Origin of the sequence: Streptomyces sp. NPDC088147, from assembly GCF_044741565.1 — a bacterium.
In the GTDB taxonomy this organism is placed as follows: Bacteria; Actinomycetota; Actinomycetes; order Streptomycetales; family Streptomycetaceae; genus Streptomyces.
In genome coordinates, this window is the sequence record NZ_JBIUSY010000006.1 from 218,633 (window position 1) to 237,390 (window position 18,758).

The window sequence follows — 18,758 nt, forward strand, 5'->3', positions numbered from 1 at the left end:
TCGTCGTGCTCAGTCGAGTGCGCACCGCAGGCTGCTGACGCTGCTGATGATCCCGACCTGACGGCGCAGCGGTGGTGCCGTCGCGTGAAGCCCGGGGAGCCTGCTGTACAGCTCGTGGAGCATGGTGGTGATCTCGCGGCGCGCCAGTTGCGCGCCGAGACAGTAGTGGGGGCCAGGACCGCCGTACCCGAGGTGCGGATGGGAGGCACGGGTGATGTCGAACCGGCGGGGGTTCTCGAACACCGTCTCGTCCTTGTTCCCTGAGGCGTAGTAGAGGATGAGCCGGTCCCCGGGGCGGAAGGTGTGGGAGCCGAGGGTGTACTCCTGTTGGACGTTGCGGCGGATCCAGGCCACCGGGCTGCAATGGCGGACGACCTCTTCGGCGGCGGGCGCGAGCCACTGCGCGAAGTCGCCGAGCAACAACTCCCTCTGGTCCGGGTGCTCGGTCAGCAGTACCAGGGCGTTGGAGAGGGATTCGCGAACCGTTTCTACGCCGGCGGACACCAGCGTCATGAAGAAGGATCCGATCTCTTCGTGCGTCAGGTACTCCCCGTCGCTGTTGGCCAGTCCGAGGGCGGTGATGAGGTCGTCGGCGGGGTGCTCGCGCCGGTGGCGGACCAGCTCTTCGACAAGCTGAAGGCATTCCACCAGCTTGGGCATGAACTCTTCGAGCGAGACGGGGCAGTTGGGGTCCGTCAGCGCCATGCCCAGTTCGGCGACCTCGACGGCGTTCGCCCGGCCCGACGCCGGAATGCCCATCATGGAGCAGATGACCTCCGGCGGCATCGTGGCGGCGACGTGGGCGGCGAAGTCGCATGCTCCCCGCTCGGCCAGCTCGGCCGTGACCCTTCGGGCGATGGCCCGGATGTCCTGTTCGACCGTTCGCAGCATGCGTGGGGTGAAGGCGCGGGCGACGATCCGCCGCAAGCGGGTGTGGCGAGGGTCGTCGAGGTTGAGCATGGACCCCTCGTCCCCGGGCGGCGCCGCTTCCTCCAGGCGGTAGACGGTCGGTTCGGAACTGAAAGCGCGGGGGTTGCGGCAGACTTCCTCTATGTCCGCGTATCGGGTAATCGCCCAGAACCCGCTCTGCGCGGGCCAGCCGGGCACGGAGGAGTAGGAGAAGAAAGCCGGATCGGATTCGGCCCGCAACTCGGCGAAGACGTCGTCGCGATCGTCAGGGAGACGCCTCCAGAAATCCGGTGACAGTACGTTCTCGCTGTCCGGCACATGACGGTTGCCCGTATGCACCGGGTGCGGAGGATGATTCATTCGATTTCTCCGGTATCGCACCTGGGAAGGTTTCTCGGAATCGCTCCTCTTCGCGGCCGTGTTCAGAGGAGCGGGCGCGCCGCCGCCCATGGCAGACCTCTGCCATGGGCGGCAGCCGACGGATCGTGATCCTCCGGAGCTCCAGCCCCGTCGCCGGGGCCGACCGCTCCCGATCCCCCCTACACCGCCGGGGGTACTACCTCGGCGACGGCGTAGTACTCCTTGATCGCGCTGATGGAGTCACCCTTTCCGAACACCACCGTGGAGATTCCCTTGAGGGTGACGTGGCTTCCCCTCGGTATCTCCCGGGGAAGTCCGGGCAGAGGATCCCCGTACGTCGCGGTGATGACCCAGGGCACTGCCGCCATCTCGGTGGTGATGGCGGAGGGAAGGGTCTTCATTTCGAAGTCCGGGAACGCGCGCAGCCAGGTCCTGTAGTAGTCGAGGAAGGCGTCCTTTCCCTGATACTCCGCGCCGCATGTGACGTCCTCGTAGTGAAGGTCGTCCATGAGGAGCTTTCCGTAGGATTCCACGTCACGGGTCTTGGTGGTTTCCACCCCCCGGTCGATGAAGTCCGTCCGGCCTTCTACTGTCTCGGTCGAATCCATGTGCATCCTCCATTCATTGTTGTGTTGCGTCTACGAAGAGATCCCTCTCGATCTCACGTACGGTCTCGGGCGCGGGTGAACTCCTCCACGGCGGCGAGGAATTCCCCGGGGTGGGTGCGGTGGATGTCGTGGTCGGCGCCGGCGATCTGTGTCATCCGTCCGTCCGGCGGGAGGTGGTGGCGGGCCTGTCGCCAGGCGGCGGTGTCGATCCCGCTGCGGACGGCCGGGTCGGAGCGCAGCAGGAGCACGGGGACGGAGACGGCCGCGAGGAGAGGGAGCAGATCGCCCTGGCGCGCGCCGTCGGCGAAGACACCGCGGACGGCGGCGGGGGTGGTGTGGTGCAGTCCGTGGGCCACGGTGTGGACGTACGCGTCGGTGTGCTGTGTACCGGCGGCGCGGATGACGGCCTGGATCAGGTCCGCCGGGCTGCCGGCCAGCTCCGCCGCGGCCTCGGCGAACTCGGTCAGGACGGGTGAGGCCATCGTCGGCGGGATTTCTTCGAGGACGAGCGCGGACAGATCCGGTGCGGGCCGCCGAGTACGGCAGGCGGCGGCCTGGACGAGAGCGACGGCGGCGCCCCAGGAGTGGCCGATGAGCAGGGGCCGTTCAAGGCCCATGACGGTGATGAAGTCGGTGATGTCGTCCGCCACCAGCCACAGGTGGTAGCTGTCGTCCGGCGATTGGGCGCTCAGACCGTGTCCGCGCAGGTCGACGGCGTAGACCGGCCGGGTCCCGGCGAGCACGGGCGCGATGTGCCGCCAGGTCTCGGTGCTGGCGGTGCCCCCGTGGAGCAGGAGTGCCGGGGGCCGGTCGCCGTGCGGGCCGGTCCAGTGCTGGTAGTGGAAACGCCCGCCGGGGAGCCTGATGAATCCGTGGGACGTGTCGGGCATGGTCTCTCCCCTCTCTCTTCCGTCTTCCGGTGAACGGTCGGGTGTGCGTCCTACTCGGCGATCGTGGTGCGGTAGATCCACCGGTAGACGGGCCGGGCCGAGGCACGGGCGGTCGTTTCGTCGAGTTCGTAGTGTTCGTAGCCGTTGCGCCACGGGAGGGTCATCCGTGTCGGGTCCTGACGGACCGGGGGGACGGGGTCGCGGACGAGTTCCGGCGGACCGCCGACAAGCCGGTAGTCGTGGTGGTCGGTCATGACGACTCCGCGGGCTGGGTCGGGCCGGCCCAGGGCGCTTCGGGGTACGCCTCGATCTGAGCGGCCAGGGCCGCCATGGTGGGCGAGGTCCAGATGACCGTGCGGGGAATGTCGATGGTGAGGCTGTGTTCCAGCCGCGTCCGCAGTTCCAGGGCCATCAGGGAGTCGAGGCCGAGGGCGGCGAGGTTGTCGCCGGAGCTGATGTTCTCGGCCTGGATGCGCAGGATGACGGCGACGTTGTCGGCGATGTGCCGCTCCAGCAGCCGCAGCCGGCCGGGCCGGTCGTCGGCTCGGTGCAGCCCGTCCAGGGTCTCCCGTTCATCCGGGGTGCTCGCGGCCTGGTGACGGTCCGCCATGTCGGCGAAGAACGTGGTCTCCATCGAGCTGAGGTAGTTCTGGAGCCAGCGGGAGATGTCCCGGGGTGCGTAGCCGGTGCGGGGCCTGGCGTGCCGCAGGATCGACTCCAGGGCACGGATTCCTTCGGCCGGATCGATCATGGAGTAGCCGCGCTGTTCGAGGGCGGCGCCCCTGCCGAACTGGGCCCACAGCCCCCAGTTGACACTGGTGGCCTTGAGTCCCTGGGCGCGCCGCCAGGCGCAGAATTCGTCGAGTGCGGCGTTGGCGGCGGCGTACGAGCCCTGGCCGGGTGATCCGTACAGGGACGCGATGGACGAGAATCCCGTCCACCAGTCCACGTCGTGGTCGCGGGTGGCCTCGTGCAGCCGCCAGGCCCCGGTCACCTTCGGGCGCCAGACCCGGTCGAGGATCCGGGGGTCGAACTCCGCGACGGTGACGTCCTCGACGACGGCCGCCGCGTGCATCACGCCCCGCAGGGGGTGTCCCTCTGCGGTGGCCTCGGCCACCAGGCGCTCCGCGACGCCGGGGTCGGCGATGTCGCCGCTCACCGTGGCGATCCGGGTGCCGCTCTCGCGCAGCTCCGCCAGGATCCGCTCGGCGTGCTCGGAGGGCGCCGAGCGGCTGCACAGGACGATGGAGGCGGCGCCGAGGTCGGCGAGCCAGCGGGCGATGAGCAGACCGAGTCCGCCGAGACCGCCGGTGATCACATAGCTGCCGTCGTCGCGTACGACGGGCACGTCCTCGGGCAGTTGCACGGTGGAGACCGTGCCGTGGTCCGGCCAGGTGAGCGTGAGGCGGCCGATGTGCTCGGCGTTGGCCATGACGCGGAAGGCCTCGGTGGCCCGCTCCACGGGGTAGTCGGTGTGCGGCGCGGCGCCGATCTCGCCCGCGGCGAGTGCCAGGGAGATCTCCTCCAGCAGACGGGCGATCAGGGTGGGGTGGGTGTCGGCGAGCAGCGCGAAGTCCACGCTGTGGAAGGAGATGTTGCGCCGGAACGGATACAGGCCGACGCGGGTGTCCGCGTAGATGTCCCGCTTGCCGATCTCGATGAAGTGGCCTTCGGGTGCGACCAGATCCAGACCGGTTTTCAGGGCCTGGCCCGTCAGGGAGTTGAGGACCACATCGACCCCGCGCCCCCCGGTGGCCTCGCGGACCTGCTGGGCGAAGTCGAGCGAACGGGAGTCCATGACCGTGGTGATGCCGAGTTCACGCAGGTACTTCCGCTTGGTCCCGGTGCCCGCGGTCGCCAGGATCGTGGCACCGCGCGCCTGGGCGATGCGGACGGCGGCGAGGCCCACTCCGCCGGTCGCGGAGTGGATCAGCACGGTCTGGCCGGGGCGGAGGTCCGCCAGGTGGCACAGCGAGTACCAGACGGTGACATAGGCGGCGGGCAGCCCGGCCGCCGCTTCCGGACTCATCGCGTCGGGGACCGGCAGCAGCCAGTCGGCCCTGGTCGTGGCATAGGAGGAGAGGCCGCCACCGCCCCCGACCATGCTCGCCACCCGGCGGCCCAGCCACGCCTCGTCCACGCCCTCGCCGAGGGCGGTGACGGTGCCCGCGCAGTCGATGCCGATGCCGTACTCGGTGGGGTAGAGGCCCATGGCGACCAGCACGTCGAGGAAGTTCAGGCCGCTGGCGGCGATCCGGACCTCCACTTCCCCTGGGCCGGGTGTGCGGCGCGGCTGGTGCACCAGTTCAAAGGAGTCGAGGTCGCCGGGGTGGCGCAGGCGGAGTGCGTATCCGTCGGTGGGGGCGCTGCATGTGAGGGTGCGGCGCTCGTGATCCCGCATCGGGGCGAGGCCGAGACGGGCCCGGTAGCGGGTTCCGGCGCGCCAGGAGATCTCGTCGTCGCCCCGGTCGCCGGTCAGCAGATCGGCCGTGAGATCGACGGCACCGGTGTCGTCGTCGAGGTCGATGACGGTGGGGCAGAGTTCGCTGTGCTCATACGACAGCACCCGCATCAGGCCCTGAACACCGCTCTGCGCCAAGTGCGTCCGGTCGCCGGGCAGGACCTCCTGGGCGCTCCGGGTGACGGCCCACAGCCGGGGGCGAGTGGATCCGGTGTGCCGGGCGAGTTCCATGACCAGCAGGGCCAGTCGCCGTACGCGGTCATGGGCGCGGCCGAGGTCGGCCGCCTCCGGTACGGCGCCGTTCTCGTGGCCGGGCAGGACGACCACTCCCGCGAGGTCCGGAGCGGCCATGTGCCCGGTGGTCGTGGCGTCGACGCTCTCGGCGCCGGCCGGGACGGCGGCGACGGCGCAGTCGTTTCCGGCGATCCGCAGGAGATCGGCCACTTGTTCCGTGAAGGGGTCCGTCCCGTCCTCGGCGAGCAGCAGCCACCGGCCTCGCGCGGTGTTCTCGGACGGCTGGGCGGGCAGGGGGTGCGGCTGCCAGTGCACGCGCAGCAGACGGTCGTTGAACTGCTGGTCGGCGCTCATGTCGCCGACCCTGCTGAAGACGACGCCGGTCGCCTCGGCCAGGACCCGGCCGTCCTCGTCCAGCAGCCACAGGCGCCCCACGCACCGTTCGGCGTCCGCCGTGTCGATGCGGGCCAGGCAGTGGCTGCCCCCGGAGGTGTCCTCGTGCACGCGCACCGAACCGACGCGGGTCGGCAGTGAGAGTGCGTCGCCCAGGTCCGCGGTGTCCGCCCAGAGCGCGGCGAGCGTCTGGAGACAGGTGTCCAGCAGAGCGGGGTGCCAGTTCAGTCCGCCCGCCCTGGTGAACGCCGAGTCGTTCAGTCCGATACGGGCCAGGGCGCTCGGCTCGTCGCCCTCGGGCGCAAGGTTCAGCTCCGTGAGTCCGGCGAAGGCGTCGCCGTGCTCGATACGGTGCCGCTCGCGCAGGCCGGCGTAGAACGCGGCGACGTCGGCGGCCCGAGGATGCGCGGCGGTCAGCGCGGTCAGATCCTGGGGGCCCGGGGCCGCCCTGTCGGGCTCGTGGTGGAGGAGCGCGGTGGCGTACGGCGTGCGATTGCCCTCCGGGTCCAGGCCGACCAGCTCCCAGCGGATCGCGCCGGTCTCGGTCGGGGTGGCCGTGGCGATGAGTTCGCTCTCCTCCGCCACCGGCAGCAGTCGCAGCAGTTGCACGTCGTCGACGCGCACATCGGCGGGTCCGGCTTCCCATACGTCGCGGGCGGCGGCGTACGCCATCTCGCAGAACCCCGCACCGGGCAGGACCGGCACGTCCTCGACGCGGTGATCGGCGAGCCAGGGCAGTGCCGCCTCGGTGGGGCGCGGCTGCCACCAGTGCCTGTCGTCTCCGGGATCGAGTCCGTGCACACGGAGCCCCAGCAGCGGGTGCCCGCCTCGTTCTCCGACGCCGGGGCTGTGCACGACGGGCCGCTCCAGCAGGTAGTGGTCGTGCTCCCACACGGTGGCCGGTACGTCGGCCAGGGTCCCGTTCCCGTAGGAGCGGCTCCAGTCGACCGGGCAGCCCGCGCAGTACGCCTCGGCCAAGTGCCGTGCGACGGTGTGCCGTTCGTCCTGCTCGCGCAGCAGGGTGGGCAGGACGAGGGCGCTGTCCACCCCCGCCGCGTCCAGGTTCTGTTGCAGGGCGGTGGTGAGCAGCGGATGCGGCGCGACTTCGACGAAGATCCGGAATCCGTCGGCCGCCGCTGCCGCCACCGCGTCGGCGAACCGCACCGGCTGCCGCAGATTGGCCGCCCAGTACGCGGCGTCCCCGGTCACCTCGGTGCGGGGAGACGGGTGGACCGTGCTGTAGAAGGGGATCGCGGCGGACCCGGGCGTCAGGCAGGACAGGGCGGTACGGACGTCGCCGAGGATCTCGTCGATCTGCGGGGAGTGCGCGGCCACGTCCACGGCCACCCGGGCGGCACCGATGTCCGCCGCGTCCCAGCGTTTCAGCAGTTCCTCGATCTGCTCGGGGTCGCCGGCGACGACGGTGGTGGACGGTGAGGCGCTGACCGCCACGTTCACTCCCGGGGCGACCTCCTCCAGCTCCGCCTCCGCCGCGTCGGGGCCCAGTTGCACCGAGGCCATCGCGCCCCGTCCGGCGATGCGGGCCATGAGCCGGGAGCGGCGGCACACCACGCGCGCGCCGTCCTCGGCGGTGAGCACCCCGGCGACCACGGCGGCCGCGACCTCGCCCAGGGAGTGGCCGATGACCGCGGCGGGTTCCAGTCCGCGGCCGCGCCACATCGCGGCGAGCCCGACCTGCATCGCGTAGAGGGCCGGTTGCACCCGCGCGATGCCGGTGACGACCTCCGGCGCGGCCAGCACCTCGGAGACCAAGAACCCGGACTCCTTCAGGATCAGCGGTTCCAGGTCCTTGATCGTCCGGGTGAACGCCTCGTCGTGTCCCCACAGCCCGCGGCCCATGCGGGCCCATTGCGAGCCCTGGCCGGAAAACACCCATACCGCTCCCGGCCCTGCTTCCCGTCCGGCCAGCCCTGTCCGCGCACCGGGCGCCGTTCCGTCGGCGGAGTAGGCGGTCAGGGCCGCGGCCAGCTCGGTGCGGGAGGCGGCCACCGCCGCCAGCCGGGCCGGGGCGTGGGAGCGGCGCACCGCGAGCGTGTGGGCCACGTCGGACAGGGGGGTCCGGCCGTCGTCCTCCTCCAGCCAGGACGCGAGACGTGCGGCGGCGGTCCGCAGCGCCCCGGAGGTTCCGGCGGACAGCGGCATCACATAGGGCCAGGAATCGCTGTGCGCGGCGGTGTTCGTCGAGGAGTCCGGCGTGGTGTCCGGCTGTTGTCCGGACACCACGCCGGCGGGCTCCGGGACCGGCCGGATGGCGACTGGCGGCTGCTCGACGATGACATGGGCATTGGTGCCGCCCAGCCCGTACGACGAGACAGCGGCCAGCCGAGGGGTCCCCTCGACCGGCCACTCCGTCGCCCGTGTAGGTACGAACAGCCGCGTTCCCTCGGCCTCGATCTGCGGGTTCCACTCGTTGAAGTGCAGCGAGGCGGGCACCGTCCCGTGCCGGAGGCTCACGATCGTCTTGAGCAGGGCCGCGATTCCGGACATCGGCTCCAGGTGGCCGATGTTCGTCTTGACCGAGCCCAGCGCGCAGCGTCCCCGGCCCTGGCCGTAGACGGCGGCCGTGGAGGCGAACTCCACCGGATCGCCCGCCGGTGTCCCCGGTCCGTGCCCCTCCACCATCCCCACATCGGCCGCGTCCACGCCGGCCTGGCGCAGGGCCTGGTGGAACACCTCTTCCTGAGCCCGTTGCGAGGGCGTCGTCAGGCGGGTCCCGCGGCCGTTCTGGTTGACCGCCGACCCGGGCAGCACCGCGAGGATCCGGTCCCCGTCGGCCTGGGCGTCGGCCAGCCGTTTCAGGACGACGACCCCGCTTCCCTCACCGCGGACGAAGCCGTCCGCGTCCGCGTCGAAGGAGTGGCAGTGCCCGGTCGGCGAGAGCATGCCCCAGCCCACCTGGGTCATCATGGTCTCGGGGGCGCTGAGCACCTGTGCCCCGCCGGCCAGCGCCAGATCACACTCTTGGGCGCGCAGGCTCTGACAGGCCAGGTGCAGGGCCACCAGGCCGGAGGAGCACGCCGTGTCCACCGCCATGGCGGGACCGCGCAGGTCCAGCAGGAAGGCGGTCCGGCCGGTCATGGTGCCGTGCGCACCCGTCAGGCCGTAGTACGTGTTGATCTCGTCGACCGGGCGCAGGGCGCGCAGCACATAGTCGACGCCGTACACGCCGGTGAACAGACCCGTCCTCGTTCCACGCAGCTTGTCCACGGGGAGCCCGGCGTTCTCACAGGCCTCCCACACCACTTCGAGGAAGAGCCGGTACTCCGGGGCGACCCAGGGTGCTTCGTCCGGGCTGATCCCGAAAAATGATGGTGCGAAATCAGCCAACCCGCGTTCGAGGAAACAGCCCCACCGCATCCGTTCAGCAACCTCTGGGCTCACTCCCGCCACAGCTTCGGGCCCCCACCGGTCCGGCGGAACCTCACCGACCGTGTCCTTGCCTTCGAGCAGCAGCCCCCACAGGGAATCGAGCGAATCCACGCCACCGGGAAGTCGGCAGCTCGCACCGACCACGGCCACGGGAGCCGCCGCCGGGTGATCCGAACCAACGGAGCCATGAAAAGCAACTGAATCAGACATTCTCTCTCCTCGTCGAACGGCGTATCGAATCATAAAAGCGCAGATAAAAACGACCAGTGGGTGTCACACTGGATCCAGCACACCGGGCCAACGCCCTTGTCCTCTTCCTATCCGAGGCCCGGAGTTCTTGAAAAGAGGCGGACGGAAATAACATAGGGGCGCATTTAACGGGTACATCGCCGGGAATCCTCTTCGGTATTTATACGCCCGGAACGGAACGGCATCGCATTGACAGATCACGGAAACCATCCCTAAGTTCCATACCGAAGTGAGCGCATACCGAACCGCAACGAGGTGGCTCATGGCACTCGACCGAGCGACATCGGATCTCCTGGCGAAGATGGCCCGGACCGGAGGAATCCCCTTATCCGAATGCACCCCTGATGAGGCCCGTCGTGAGATCGCCCTCATGCGTGCCCGAACAGGGCAGCCCGCCGGTCCCGAGATGGCGCGAACGGAAGACGTGGAAACAGGCCCGACAGGGTCCCGTTTCCGGCTGCGGATCCTGATTCCGCACGGAAATCCACCGGCCGTCATCGTCTATTACCACGGTGGCGGCTGGGTCCTGGGCGAGCCGGCGGATGTCGAACCGCTGGGGCGCGCTCTGGCCCGGCGAAGCGGCTGCGCCGTCGTGCTGGTCGACTACCGCCTCGCGCCCGAGCACCCTCATCCCGCCGCGGTCGACGACGCCTGCGCGGCTCTGCGGTGGGCCGCCGCCCACCGCGCGGAGATCGCGGGACGCGACGTGCCCGTCATCGTCGCCGGGGACAGCGCCGGCGGGAACCTCGCCGCGGTGGCCGCGCAACGGGCCCGCGACGACGGCGCCCCGCCTCTCGCGCTCCAGATCCTGGTCTACCCGGCCACCGACTGCGATCTGGAGACCCGGAGCTACCGCGCCCCGGAGAACCAGCTCCTGCTCAGCCGGGACCTCATGATCCGCTTCTGGGACTCGTACCTGCCCGACACCGCGTCACGGACGGCGCCGACGGCCTCTCCCCTGCGCGCCGCGGACCTCTCCTGCCTGGCACCGGCCGAGATCATCACCGCCGAGTACGACGTCCTGCGCGACGAGGGCGAGGCGTACGCCGAGCGGCTGCGCGAGGCCGGGGTCCCGGTGGGGCTGCGCCGCTTCGAAGGCCAGATGCACGGCTTCTTCACCATGACCGGCCTGCTGCCCGGCAGTGACCGCGCCCTGGACCACATCGTCGAGCGCATCCACGTCCGCCTCTCGCAGCGGACCATCCGCACGGCGGGGACGCCGCCCCGCTCCCGCCTTCACAGCCCCACCGCAACCGCCACCACCGAAGGAGGGCACAGCGATGTCCGGTGACGATCCGCTCCACCGCCCGGGATCCGCGGACGACGCCGGTCCGTACGACGTCATCGTGGTGGGCGCGGGCCCGGCCGGCCTCTACGCGCTGCACCGGCTGCGCGGACTGGGACTGCGCACCCTCGTACTGGAAGCGGCCGACGGAGTCGGGGGCACCTGGTACTGGAACCGCTATCCAGGCGCCCGCTGCGACGTGGAAAGCATGTTCTACTCCTACTCCTTCAGCCCTGAGCTGGAGCAGGAGTGGGAGTGGACCGAGCGCTACGCGGGCCAGCCGGAGATCCTGCGCTACCTGGATCATGTGGCCGACCGCTTCGACCTGCGCCGGGACATCCGCCTCGGCACCCGGGTGTCGGCGGCTCACTTCGACGAGGCCGGGGGTCGCTGGCGGATCCGCACGCGGGAAGGAGCCGCGCTGACGGCCTCCTACTGCGTCATGGCCACCGGATGCCTCTCCCACAGCCGACTGCCCGCCATCGAGGGACTCGACGACTTCGGCGGCTCCGTCTACCGGACGGCGCGCTGGCCGCACGAGGACGTCGACCTCAGCGGCCGCCGGGTCGCCGTCATCGGCACGGGATCCTCCGCCGTCCAGGCGATTCCGCTGATCGCCGGGCAGGCCGCACAGCTCACGGTGTTCCAGCGCACCCCGAACTTCTCCCTGCCCGCCCGCAACCGGCCGCTGGACCCGGCCGAGTGGACCAGGACCAAGAGGAACTACCCGCACGTGCGCGAACTGGCCCGGCAGTCCGTGTCCGGCGTCCCCCAGGCCCCGCACGCCGCCCTGGGCTCCGCCCTGGCGGCCCGCCCCGCGGAGCGCGAGGCGCGCTACCGTCACGCGTGGGAGGCGGGCAGCCTCTTCAGCTTCGCCGACACGTACAGCGACCTCATCACCGACAGCGAGGCGAACGAGACGGCCGGCGATTTCGTCCGAGCCCGCATCCGCGAGACGGTCAACGACCCGGCTGTCGCGGAACGACTCGTTCCACGGCACTACCCCTTCGGCGCCAAACGCCTGTGCCTGGACAGCGGTTACTACGAGACCTTCAACCGCTCCCACGTCACGCTGGTGGATCTGCGCTCCAGCCCGCTGACCCGCGTCACGCCGCAGGCCGTCGTCACCGGCGCGGACGAACACCCGGTGGACAGCATCGTCTTCGCGACCGGCTTCGACGCCATGACCGGGGCCCTGCTGGCCGTCGACATCCGCGGACGGGAGGGCCGGACGCTCAAAGCCGCCTGGGCCGACGGCCCCCGCACCTACCTGGGGCTGGCCACCGCGGGGTTCCCGAACCTGTTCCTGATCACCGGCCCCGGCAGCCCCTCGGTGCTCAGCAACATGATCGTCTCCATCGAACAGCACGTCGACTGGATCGCCGACACCCTCCAGTGGCTGTCCCTGCGCGGGGCCACGTCGTTCGAGGCGGCTCACGAGGCGGAGGACGCCTGGACGGCCCATGTGGACGCGCTCAGCGCGGCGACGCTGCTGCCCCGGGCCGCGTCGTGGTGGACGGGAGCCAACATCGCGGGGAAGCCCAGGACCTTCATGCCCTACCTGGGCGGCGTCAAGAGCTACCGCGAGACGTGTGATGCCGTCGCCGCCGACGGCTACCGGGGGTTCATCGTGACCTGACGGCGGCCCCGCCGGAAGGCACGGGCGGGAGCGGCCACGGCCGCCCCGAGCGCCGCCCCGCGGTCGTGCGACGAAGCCCGACGGGGCGAGCGGCAACGCGATTCCTTCGACCGTACAGAATGGGCGGACGAGAACATGCCACGTATCCCCTACCCGGAAGAACTGCCGGACATCATCAGCCGGCTCCCGATTCCGCTGAACGTCTTCAAGATGCTTTCTCACGCCCCCGACCTGGTCGCACCGGCCGCAGATCTCGGGATGGCGCTCCTCACCACATCGGACCTGCCGCCGAGCACTCGCGAAATAGTCATCATGGCTGTCGCCGCCGATGCGGAGTGCTCCTACATAGCCATCCAGCACACGCCGATCGCACGGGATTCCGGAGTCACCCCGGAACAACTCGACGCGATCTCCGTCCGGAGCCACCGCGGCAGTGAACATTTCGACGACACGGAGACCGCAGCTCTCGACGTCGCCCACAATCTTCTCCTCTCCCGGACTATCGCACCGGACGTTTTCAGGGCAGCGCTCAGCCGCTATCCGGAACGCCAGATCACAGAATTGATCGTACTGGTCGGCTATTACTCGATGATCGCCGGTCTGCTCAATGGGGTCGATATCGACATCGACCCATGGCAAGAGCGGAGCACATTGTCCGGCCCCGGCACATAATGCCCCGGACGTGAATTCCCCGATTCTCCGCCGGAATGGGAGCGGCGGCCGGCCGTGGGCTCGCCCATGTCCCGGGGGCATGCCGCTCACCCAGCGCGGGTACGGCATGCCGGGGATGATGTTGGCCTGAAACCGCTAGGGCGACGGCACCGGGCTCATACGGGAACCGTCAACTACGTCCTCCACGTGGGTGGGTGTCCGTTCATCCGTCTCGTGCCGCCGACAGCCGCGACGGGGCCGCGAACCCCGGCGCCGGGCCGGGAGCCCTCACCAGGGCAGCCGGCACAGCGGAAGCACTCACACGCCCTGGCCGTTCAGAGGGACCGCGCACGAAGCGGCCGGGCGCTTGCACACTCCAGTACTACTCGCAGCACATCGCCGAGAACACCCCGCGGGCGGAGCGGAGGCGTGCACACGTTGCACGCTTGCGCGCTTGTGAAGAGCCGTGGCCCCGCCCGGAGGACTCCGCCTGGCGGATTCCCCGCTTCACCTCCGACGAGATGGCGTCACGCGGTCGTCATCCGGCGGGGCGGGTGGACTGCCGTATCACCAGGTCCGTCGGCACCTGCTTCAAGGGCTCCACCGTTTCCCCGCGCAGCATCGCCGCCATCGCGTCGACCCCCAGCCTGCCCAGCTCCTCGCCGTGCAGATCGACCGTCGTCAAGCCGGGGAGCAGCATCCCCGCGACGTCCGTGTTGTCGATGCCCACGACGGAGATGTCATCGGGCACCCGCATACCGAGCGTGGCGGCGGCATGATAGACACCGGCCGCGGCGACATCGTCGTCACACACCACCGCACGGGGCGGTGTGCCATCGCTCAGCAGCTTGCGTGCCGTGTCCAGTGTGGGGTCGAGCGCCTCCGTGAGAGGTATGGAGAACTCGGTGACCCGCAGGTCCCGGGCGGCGGCCTCGAACGCGGCCTGCCGGGACCGGAAGCTGTACGAGGTCCGCCGGTAGCGCAGGTGGCCGATCGAGCGGTGCCCCAGGTCCACCAGGTGCCCGACGGCCCTGCGCATGCCGCCCGCCACATCGAGATCGACGACCAGTCGGTTCCGCGCGGACAGCGCCGGGTCGGAGTCGATGAGGACGGTGGGCACCAGGGGCGGCAGTTCGCCGATCTGCCGGTCGTTCGGCGAACAGATCATCAAACCGTCGAACTGGTTCGCGGAGAGGACCCGCGCCATGGTCTTGCTGTTCCAACTGGAACTCGCCACAACCGTCAGGCCATGGGCCTCGGCCGCGTCATGGGCGCTGGCCAGCACCTGCGCGAACAGGGGGCCCCGGATGTTGGGCACGGCCAGGAGCACCAACCCCGTACGCCCCAGGCGGAGTTGACGGGCCGCCGCCTGAGGCCGGTAGCCGAGCCGCTCGCCGGCGTCCCGCACCCGTTTCTCCGTGGCCTTGGACACACGCTTACTGCCCTTCCCCGAGAACACCAGGGACACGCTGGCCTGGGAGACCCCCGCGAGCCGCGCCACGTCGCGAGAGGTGGGCCGTCGGGGCGTCGATGCGCTCCCTCGCTCGGACGGTGTGACCGCCTCGGAATCCGGGCGGTCTCGGTCGGGCACGCCCTCGCGACGGGAACCGGAGGCCATGGACACCTTTCCAGGGGGAGGTCACTGCTCATGTGCCGCAGGGCGGGCCGCAGTCGGTGACGTGCGGCCACGCCGCGAGTAGATGCTACCGCCCGATCCGAAGCCCCCAGGCCGTCTGCGTACCTTCAGGCAACGGGTGCGGAGCGCCCTCAAGGGGCTCTTCATACCGGTGTGGTGCGGGCGATCGGCTGATGTCGGCGCGCCCATGGAGGGCCGTCCAACCAGGGAGGACCACGGAGCACCGGCGATCCCGCCACATGTCCCACGGGAGGCGAACGGATGAACCTCCGGCACAGTGTGAACGATGGCAAGGTTGGCTCGAAACGGCTTGCCCAGCGGCGTGTTACGTATAACCTGACTCCTCGTAACACGTCATTTCGACTCACTCGCCCACCAGCGGGTCGTGGGCGACCAGAAGCCGCACCGAGGGCCGGTGGTCGCGCGCGACAGCTGAATCCGACGCACCTCTCCGCTGTGAGGAGTTGACCCTCTCGACGCCATCACCGCCGTTCCCTTCCCCGCCTTGGCTGCCCCGCGGAGCCAGGACCGCGAACCGCGTACATCACGGCCATCGCCCCACCCGCCGCCTTCCACCGACAGGAGCATTCAGTGACGAACACCCTCAGTCCGGCAGCCCCCGTCGCCCATTCGGGCGCCGGCCATGCTGCTCGCGCCGGAGACCTGCCGGTGCTGCAGAGTGCCCAGGCCCGCTGGCCCATGCCGCCCGCTCGCCTCGTACTCGTCACACACCTCCTCGACACCGCTGTCCCCTTCGTGCGGCTGTTCGACCGGTGTATGGACCTGGTCGGGGTGGTGCCCGTCCCCTACAGCGTGCAGCCCGAAGCACTCTCCCGGCTCGATGACCTTCCGGTCACCGTGCCCGAATCGATCGGGGACGTCGGAACGTTGGCTGTGCGCGACGCCGTGCGCGCGGCCCGCGAGAGCGAACTCCCCGTGGTCGTACAGGAGGTGGGCGGATACTGCGCCGACGCGGTCGGCGAGCTCGCCCAGCACCCGAGCGTGCGGGGCGTGGTGGAGGACACCAAACAGGGACAATGGCGGTACGAGCGGAACATGCCGTTACCACTGCCCGTGTTCACCATCGCGGACAGCCCGCTCAAAGCGCTGGAGGACGTCCAGGTGGGCCGCTCGGTGGCCTACAGCGTCGAGCGTCTGTTACGACTGCGCTTCTACCGGCTGCTCAGCGAGCGGCGGGTGCTGGTGCTCGGCTATGGCGGCATCGGTACGGCCCTGGCCGAACACCTGCGGCGGACCGGGGCGCACGTCGCGGTCTACGACCCGGACGAGGTGCGGATGTCGGCCGCGGTGGTGCACGGCTTCCGGGTGGGGGCACGGGAGGACCTGCTGGGCTGGGCTGAGGTGATCGTCGGTGTCTCGGGGCACCGCGCACTCACCACCGAGGATCTGCCCCTGCTGCGTGACGGCGTAGTGCTGGCCAGCGGCAGCTCCAAGCAGGTCGAGTTCGACGTCGAGGGGCTGTGCCGCAGAGCCGACACGCTCGTCGAAACCGACGAGGTGATGGAGTTGCAGGTCGCCGACCGCACGGTGTATCTGCTCAATCAGGGCAAGCCGGTGAACTTCCTGGAACAGAGCATCCTCGGCTCCGTACTGGACCTGGTCTACACCGAGCTGTACCTGTGCACGCGCGAGCTGGCCCGCCGCGCGTGGAGCCCGGGACTGCATCGCCTCGACCCCCGGACGCAGCAGGAACTGGCCCAGCAGTGGCGCGAGGAGTACGGGCGACAGTGGTGACACTTCTCGACCGGGTCCGCGCACATGTCCGTGCCGACTTCGCCGCCGCCGACCCGGCGCACGACATCAATCACCTCGACCGGGTCGCGGCCCTGGCCGGGGACATCGCGGCGCGTCTGTCCGCCGATCCGCTGTCCGCCCAGGTCGCCGCGTACGTCCACGACTACCACCGGGTGGAGGAGGCCAGGCAGGGGCGGCGGCCCATCCGCCCCGAGGAGGCCCGTACCGCCGTACTGGACGTGCTGGAACGGTGCGAGGTCCCGCAGGAGCTGCACGGGACGATCCTGCGCGCCGTCGAGCTGACCGGGCGTTACCGCTTCGGCGGTGACGACCTCGACGGCGAGGACGTGATCGCCGCCGCGGTGCACGACGCGGACAATCTCGACGCGATGGGCGCCGTCGGCATCGGACGCGCCTTCGCGTTCGGCGGGCTGCTCGGGGAGTCGATGTGGGATCCCGGCGCCCGGCTGAAAGAGCTGTACGCGGAAGGCGAGACGTCGTCGGTCCTGGCCCATCTGTACGAGAAGCTGGTCCACCTCGAGAAGGACATGCTGACGGAGCCGGCCCGGCGCCTGGCCGCCGAGCGTGCCTTCCAACTGCACCGGTTCGCCGCCGAGTTCCGTTCGCAGTGGGGAAACGAGGACACCGTGTCCCGCCCCGGTGGTACCCGCGTCCACTGGGATCCGCTCACCCGCTTCCTGGCCGTGGCACCACAGCCGTCGCCCGACGGCGCTGTGACGCGCATCGGCTTCCGGGGGCGCGTCGGGCTGGCCTTCGACGAACAGGGACAGCCTGTGGAGGTGGACCTGCTGGACGCTCCGGAGGCGCTCACCCACTACGTGCCTCACGCACAGCGCTCACGGCCCTGGACCACCGTGGTGGGACGGGAGTGGCTGCTGGACGCGGAGGCCGACGTCGTGTGGATCAGCATCGTCGATGCCCCCGTCCACCGTCGTCTCACCGCCGTCGGCGACATCGAGGTGCAGCTGTGCGAGGGCGGACCCGCCGCGCTGCAATTGCACCTGACCGAGGAGGCCCCGGTCTCCGTCAGCGGCGAGGGCGCCTCATGAGTTATGTGAGCCTCCTGCGGAGTCCGTACGCGACCCGGCTGCTGGTGGGCACGCTCGTCGGGCGGCTGCCGAGCGCGATGGCCGCCGTCGCCATCCCCCTGGCGCTGCGCAACGCGGGCGCACCCTACGCGTTCATCGGGGTTGCCATCGGGGCGTTCGCCATCGCCGCGGCCGTGGGAGGGCCCCTGCTCGGCCGTCTGGTGGACCATGTCGGCCAGCCCTTGGTGCTGCTGTCGACGGCCGTGCTGGCGGGCTGCGGGTTCCTGGTGATCGCGGCGGCCCCCGACCGGCAGGCCGCCGTCGTGGCCGGAGCGGCCTTGGCGGGAGCGGCGACCCCGCCGCTGGAGCCCTGCCTGCGGTCGCTGTGGCCGGCGGTCGTCGACGCGAAGAGACTGGAGTCGGCCTACGCTCTGGACTCCGCCTCCCAGCAACTGATCTTCGTGGGCGGGCCGTTGATCGTGGCCGGCTGCGTCGCCGCCGCCTCACCCGTGGAAGCCCTGTGGGCCGCCGCGCTGCTGGGGCTCGCGGGGGTCCTCGTCGTCGCCACGGCGGCGCCCACCCGGGCCTGGCAGGCCCCTGCCCGCCAGGCCGACTGGCTCGGTCCGCTGCGCAGCCGCGGTCTTGTCGTCCTGCTGGTCAGCCTCACCGGTGTGGGCGTTGCCATCGGCACGCTCAATGTCATCGTCGTGGCCTACGCCGAGGAACACCGGCTGCCCGGGGGCGCCCCGACGCTCCTGGCCCTGAACGCCCTCGGTGCCCTGGTCGGGGGACTGGCGTACGGCGCCGTACGCCACTGGCGGGTCCCGCCCGCACGGCGGACCCTGCTGCTGGTCATCGGCCTGGGGCTGGGCTACGCGCTGTTGTGCCTGCTGCCCACTCCTCCGTTGATGTCCTGCCTGATGCTGCTGACCGGGCTGTTCCTCGCACCCGTACTGACCGTCTCCTTCGTCCTGGTCGGAGAGCTCGCCCCGGCGGGCACCGTCACCGAGGCGTTCGCCTGGCTCGTCACGCTGATGACCTCGGGCTCGGCGCTGGGGTCCGCCGTCGTCGGGCTGGTCCTGGAGCACGGCGGTCCGAGATGGGCGGCGGCGTGTGGCGTGCTGGGGCTCGCGGTCAGCGTCCTCATCCTCCTGGCCGGGCAGTCACGGCTGGATGCGGAACAGCGTGCGAGCGCCACGGCGTCGGCGGTGTCCACGGCATGACCTGCCCCGATGCCCGATGCCACGGC

General features: G+C 70.5%; 12 protein-coding genes. 6 read left to right on the top strand and 6 right to left on the bottom strand.

Annotation, left to right across the window (positions count from 1 at the left end; genetic code table 11):
- Positions 1–9 precede the first annotated feature (9 nt).
- The 5 genes from ACIOGX_RS21840 to ACIOGX_RS21860 form a co-directional block, all read right to left on the bottom strand.
- Positions 10–1,269 (bottom strand): cytochrome P450, encoded by a 1,260-nt coding sequence (locus ACIOGX_RS21840; RefSeq protein ID WP_401915417.1) that lies wholly within the window; start codon positions 1,267–1,269, stop codon positions 10–12.
- Between the two features lie 179 nt (positions 1,270–1,448).
- On the bottom strand, positions 1,449–1,877 hold the full coding sequence (locus ACIOGX_RS21845; protein WP_356507690.1) for a nuclear transport factor 2 family protein: 429 nt from the start codon (positions 1,875–1,877) through the stop codon (positions 1,449–1,451).
- A gap of 53 nt (positions 1,878–1,930) precedes the next feature.
- Positions 1,931–2,767 carry an alpha/beta hydrolase gene (locus ACIOGX_RS21850; protein ID WP_356507692.1) on the bottom strand — a complete coding sequence of 279 codons (837 nt, stop codon included), beginning with the start codon at positions 2,765–2,767 and terminating at the stop codon, positions 1,931–1,933.
- A gap of 50 nt (positions 2,768–2,817) precedes the next feature.
- On the bottom strand, positions 2,818–3,021 hold the full coding sequence (locus tag ACIOGX_RS21855) for a DUF5988 family protein (protein ID WP_356507694.1): 204 nt from the start codon (positions 3,019–3,021) through the stop codon (positions 2,818–2,820).
- A complete protein-coding gene (locus ACIOGX_RS21860; RefSeq protein WP_401915420.1) occupies positions 3,018–9,455 on the bottom strand; it encodes an SDR family NAD(P)-dependent oxidoreductase in 6,438 nt (2,145 codons plus the stop codon). Before ACIOGX_RS21860 ends, ACIOGX_RS21855 begins: the two co-directional genes overlap by 4 nt.
- Before the next feature lie 409 nt (positions 9,456–9,864).
- On the opposite strand from ACIOGX_RS21860, the gene ACIOGX_RS21865 reads away from it, so the two are divergent.
- The 3 genes from ACIOGX_RS21865 to ACIOGX_RS21875 all read left to right on the top strand — a co-directional run bounded on the left by ACIOGX_RS21865 (position 9,865) and on the right by ACIOGX_RS21875 (position 13,090).
- Entirely contained in the window at positions 9,865–10,785 is a 921-nt protein-coding gene (locus ACIOGX_RS21865; protein WP_401915423.1) for an alpha/beta hydrolase, read from the top strand.
- Complete coding sequence (locus ACIOGX_RS21870) at positions 10,775–12,418, top strand: flavin-containing monooxygenase (RefSeq protein ID WP_401915425.1); 1,644 nt, start codon at positions 10,775–10,777, stop codon at positions 12,416–12,418. Before ACIOGX_RS21865 ends, ACIOGX_RS21870 begins: the two co-directional genes overlap by 11 nt.
- A gap of 135 nt (positions 12,419–12,553) precedes the next feature.
- On the top strand, positions 12,554–13,090 hold the full coding sequence (locus ACIOGX_RS21875) for a carboxymuconolactone decarboxylase family protein (RefSeq protein WP_401915427.1): 537 nt from the start codon (positions 12,554–12,556) through the stop codon (positions 13,088–13,090).
- A 517-nt stretch (positions 13,091–13,607) separates the two neighbouring features.
- Here the strand turns inward: ACIOGX_RS21875 and ACIOGX_RS21880 are convergent.
- On the bottom strand, positions 13,608–14,687 hold the full coding sequence (locus ACIOGX_RS21880; protein WP_360419610.1) for a LacI family DNA-binding transcriptional regulator: 1,080 nt from the start codon (positions 14,685–14,687) through the stop codon (positions 13,608–13,610).
- Between the two features lie 687 nt (positions 14,688–15,374).
- Between ACIOGX_RS21880 and ACIOGX_RS21885 the strand changes: the two genes are divergently transcribed.
- From ACIOGX_RS21885 to ACIOGX_RS21895, 3 genes are read left to right on the top strand one after another with little or no spacing between them, the layout of a single operon-like run.
- Complete coding sequence (locus tag ACIOGX_RS21885; RefSeq protein WP_401915430.1) at positions 15,375–16,460, top strand: NAD(P)-dependent oxidoreductase; 1,086 nt, start codon at positions 15,375–15,377, stop codon at positions 16,458–16,460.
- Positions 16,454–17,530, top strand: coding sequence for an HD domain-containing protein (locus tag ACIOGX_RS21890; RefSeq protein WP_401915433.1), 1,077 nt, complete (start codon positions 16,454–16,456; stop codon positions 17,528–17,530). The genes ACIOGX_RS21885 and ACIOGX_RS21890 overlap by 7 nt, the downstream gene beginning before the upstream one ends.
- The gene (locus ACIOGX_RS21895) at positions 17,527–18,732 is read left to right on the top strand and encodes an MFS transporter (protein WP_383967097.1); all 1,206 of its coding nucleotides are present in this window, start codon (positions 17,527–17,529) and stop codon (positions 18,730–18,732) included. The genes ACIOGX_RS21890 and ACIOGX_RS21895 overlap by 4 nt, the downstream gene beginning before the upstream one ends.
- Positions 18,733–18,758: the final 26 nt, after the last annotated feature.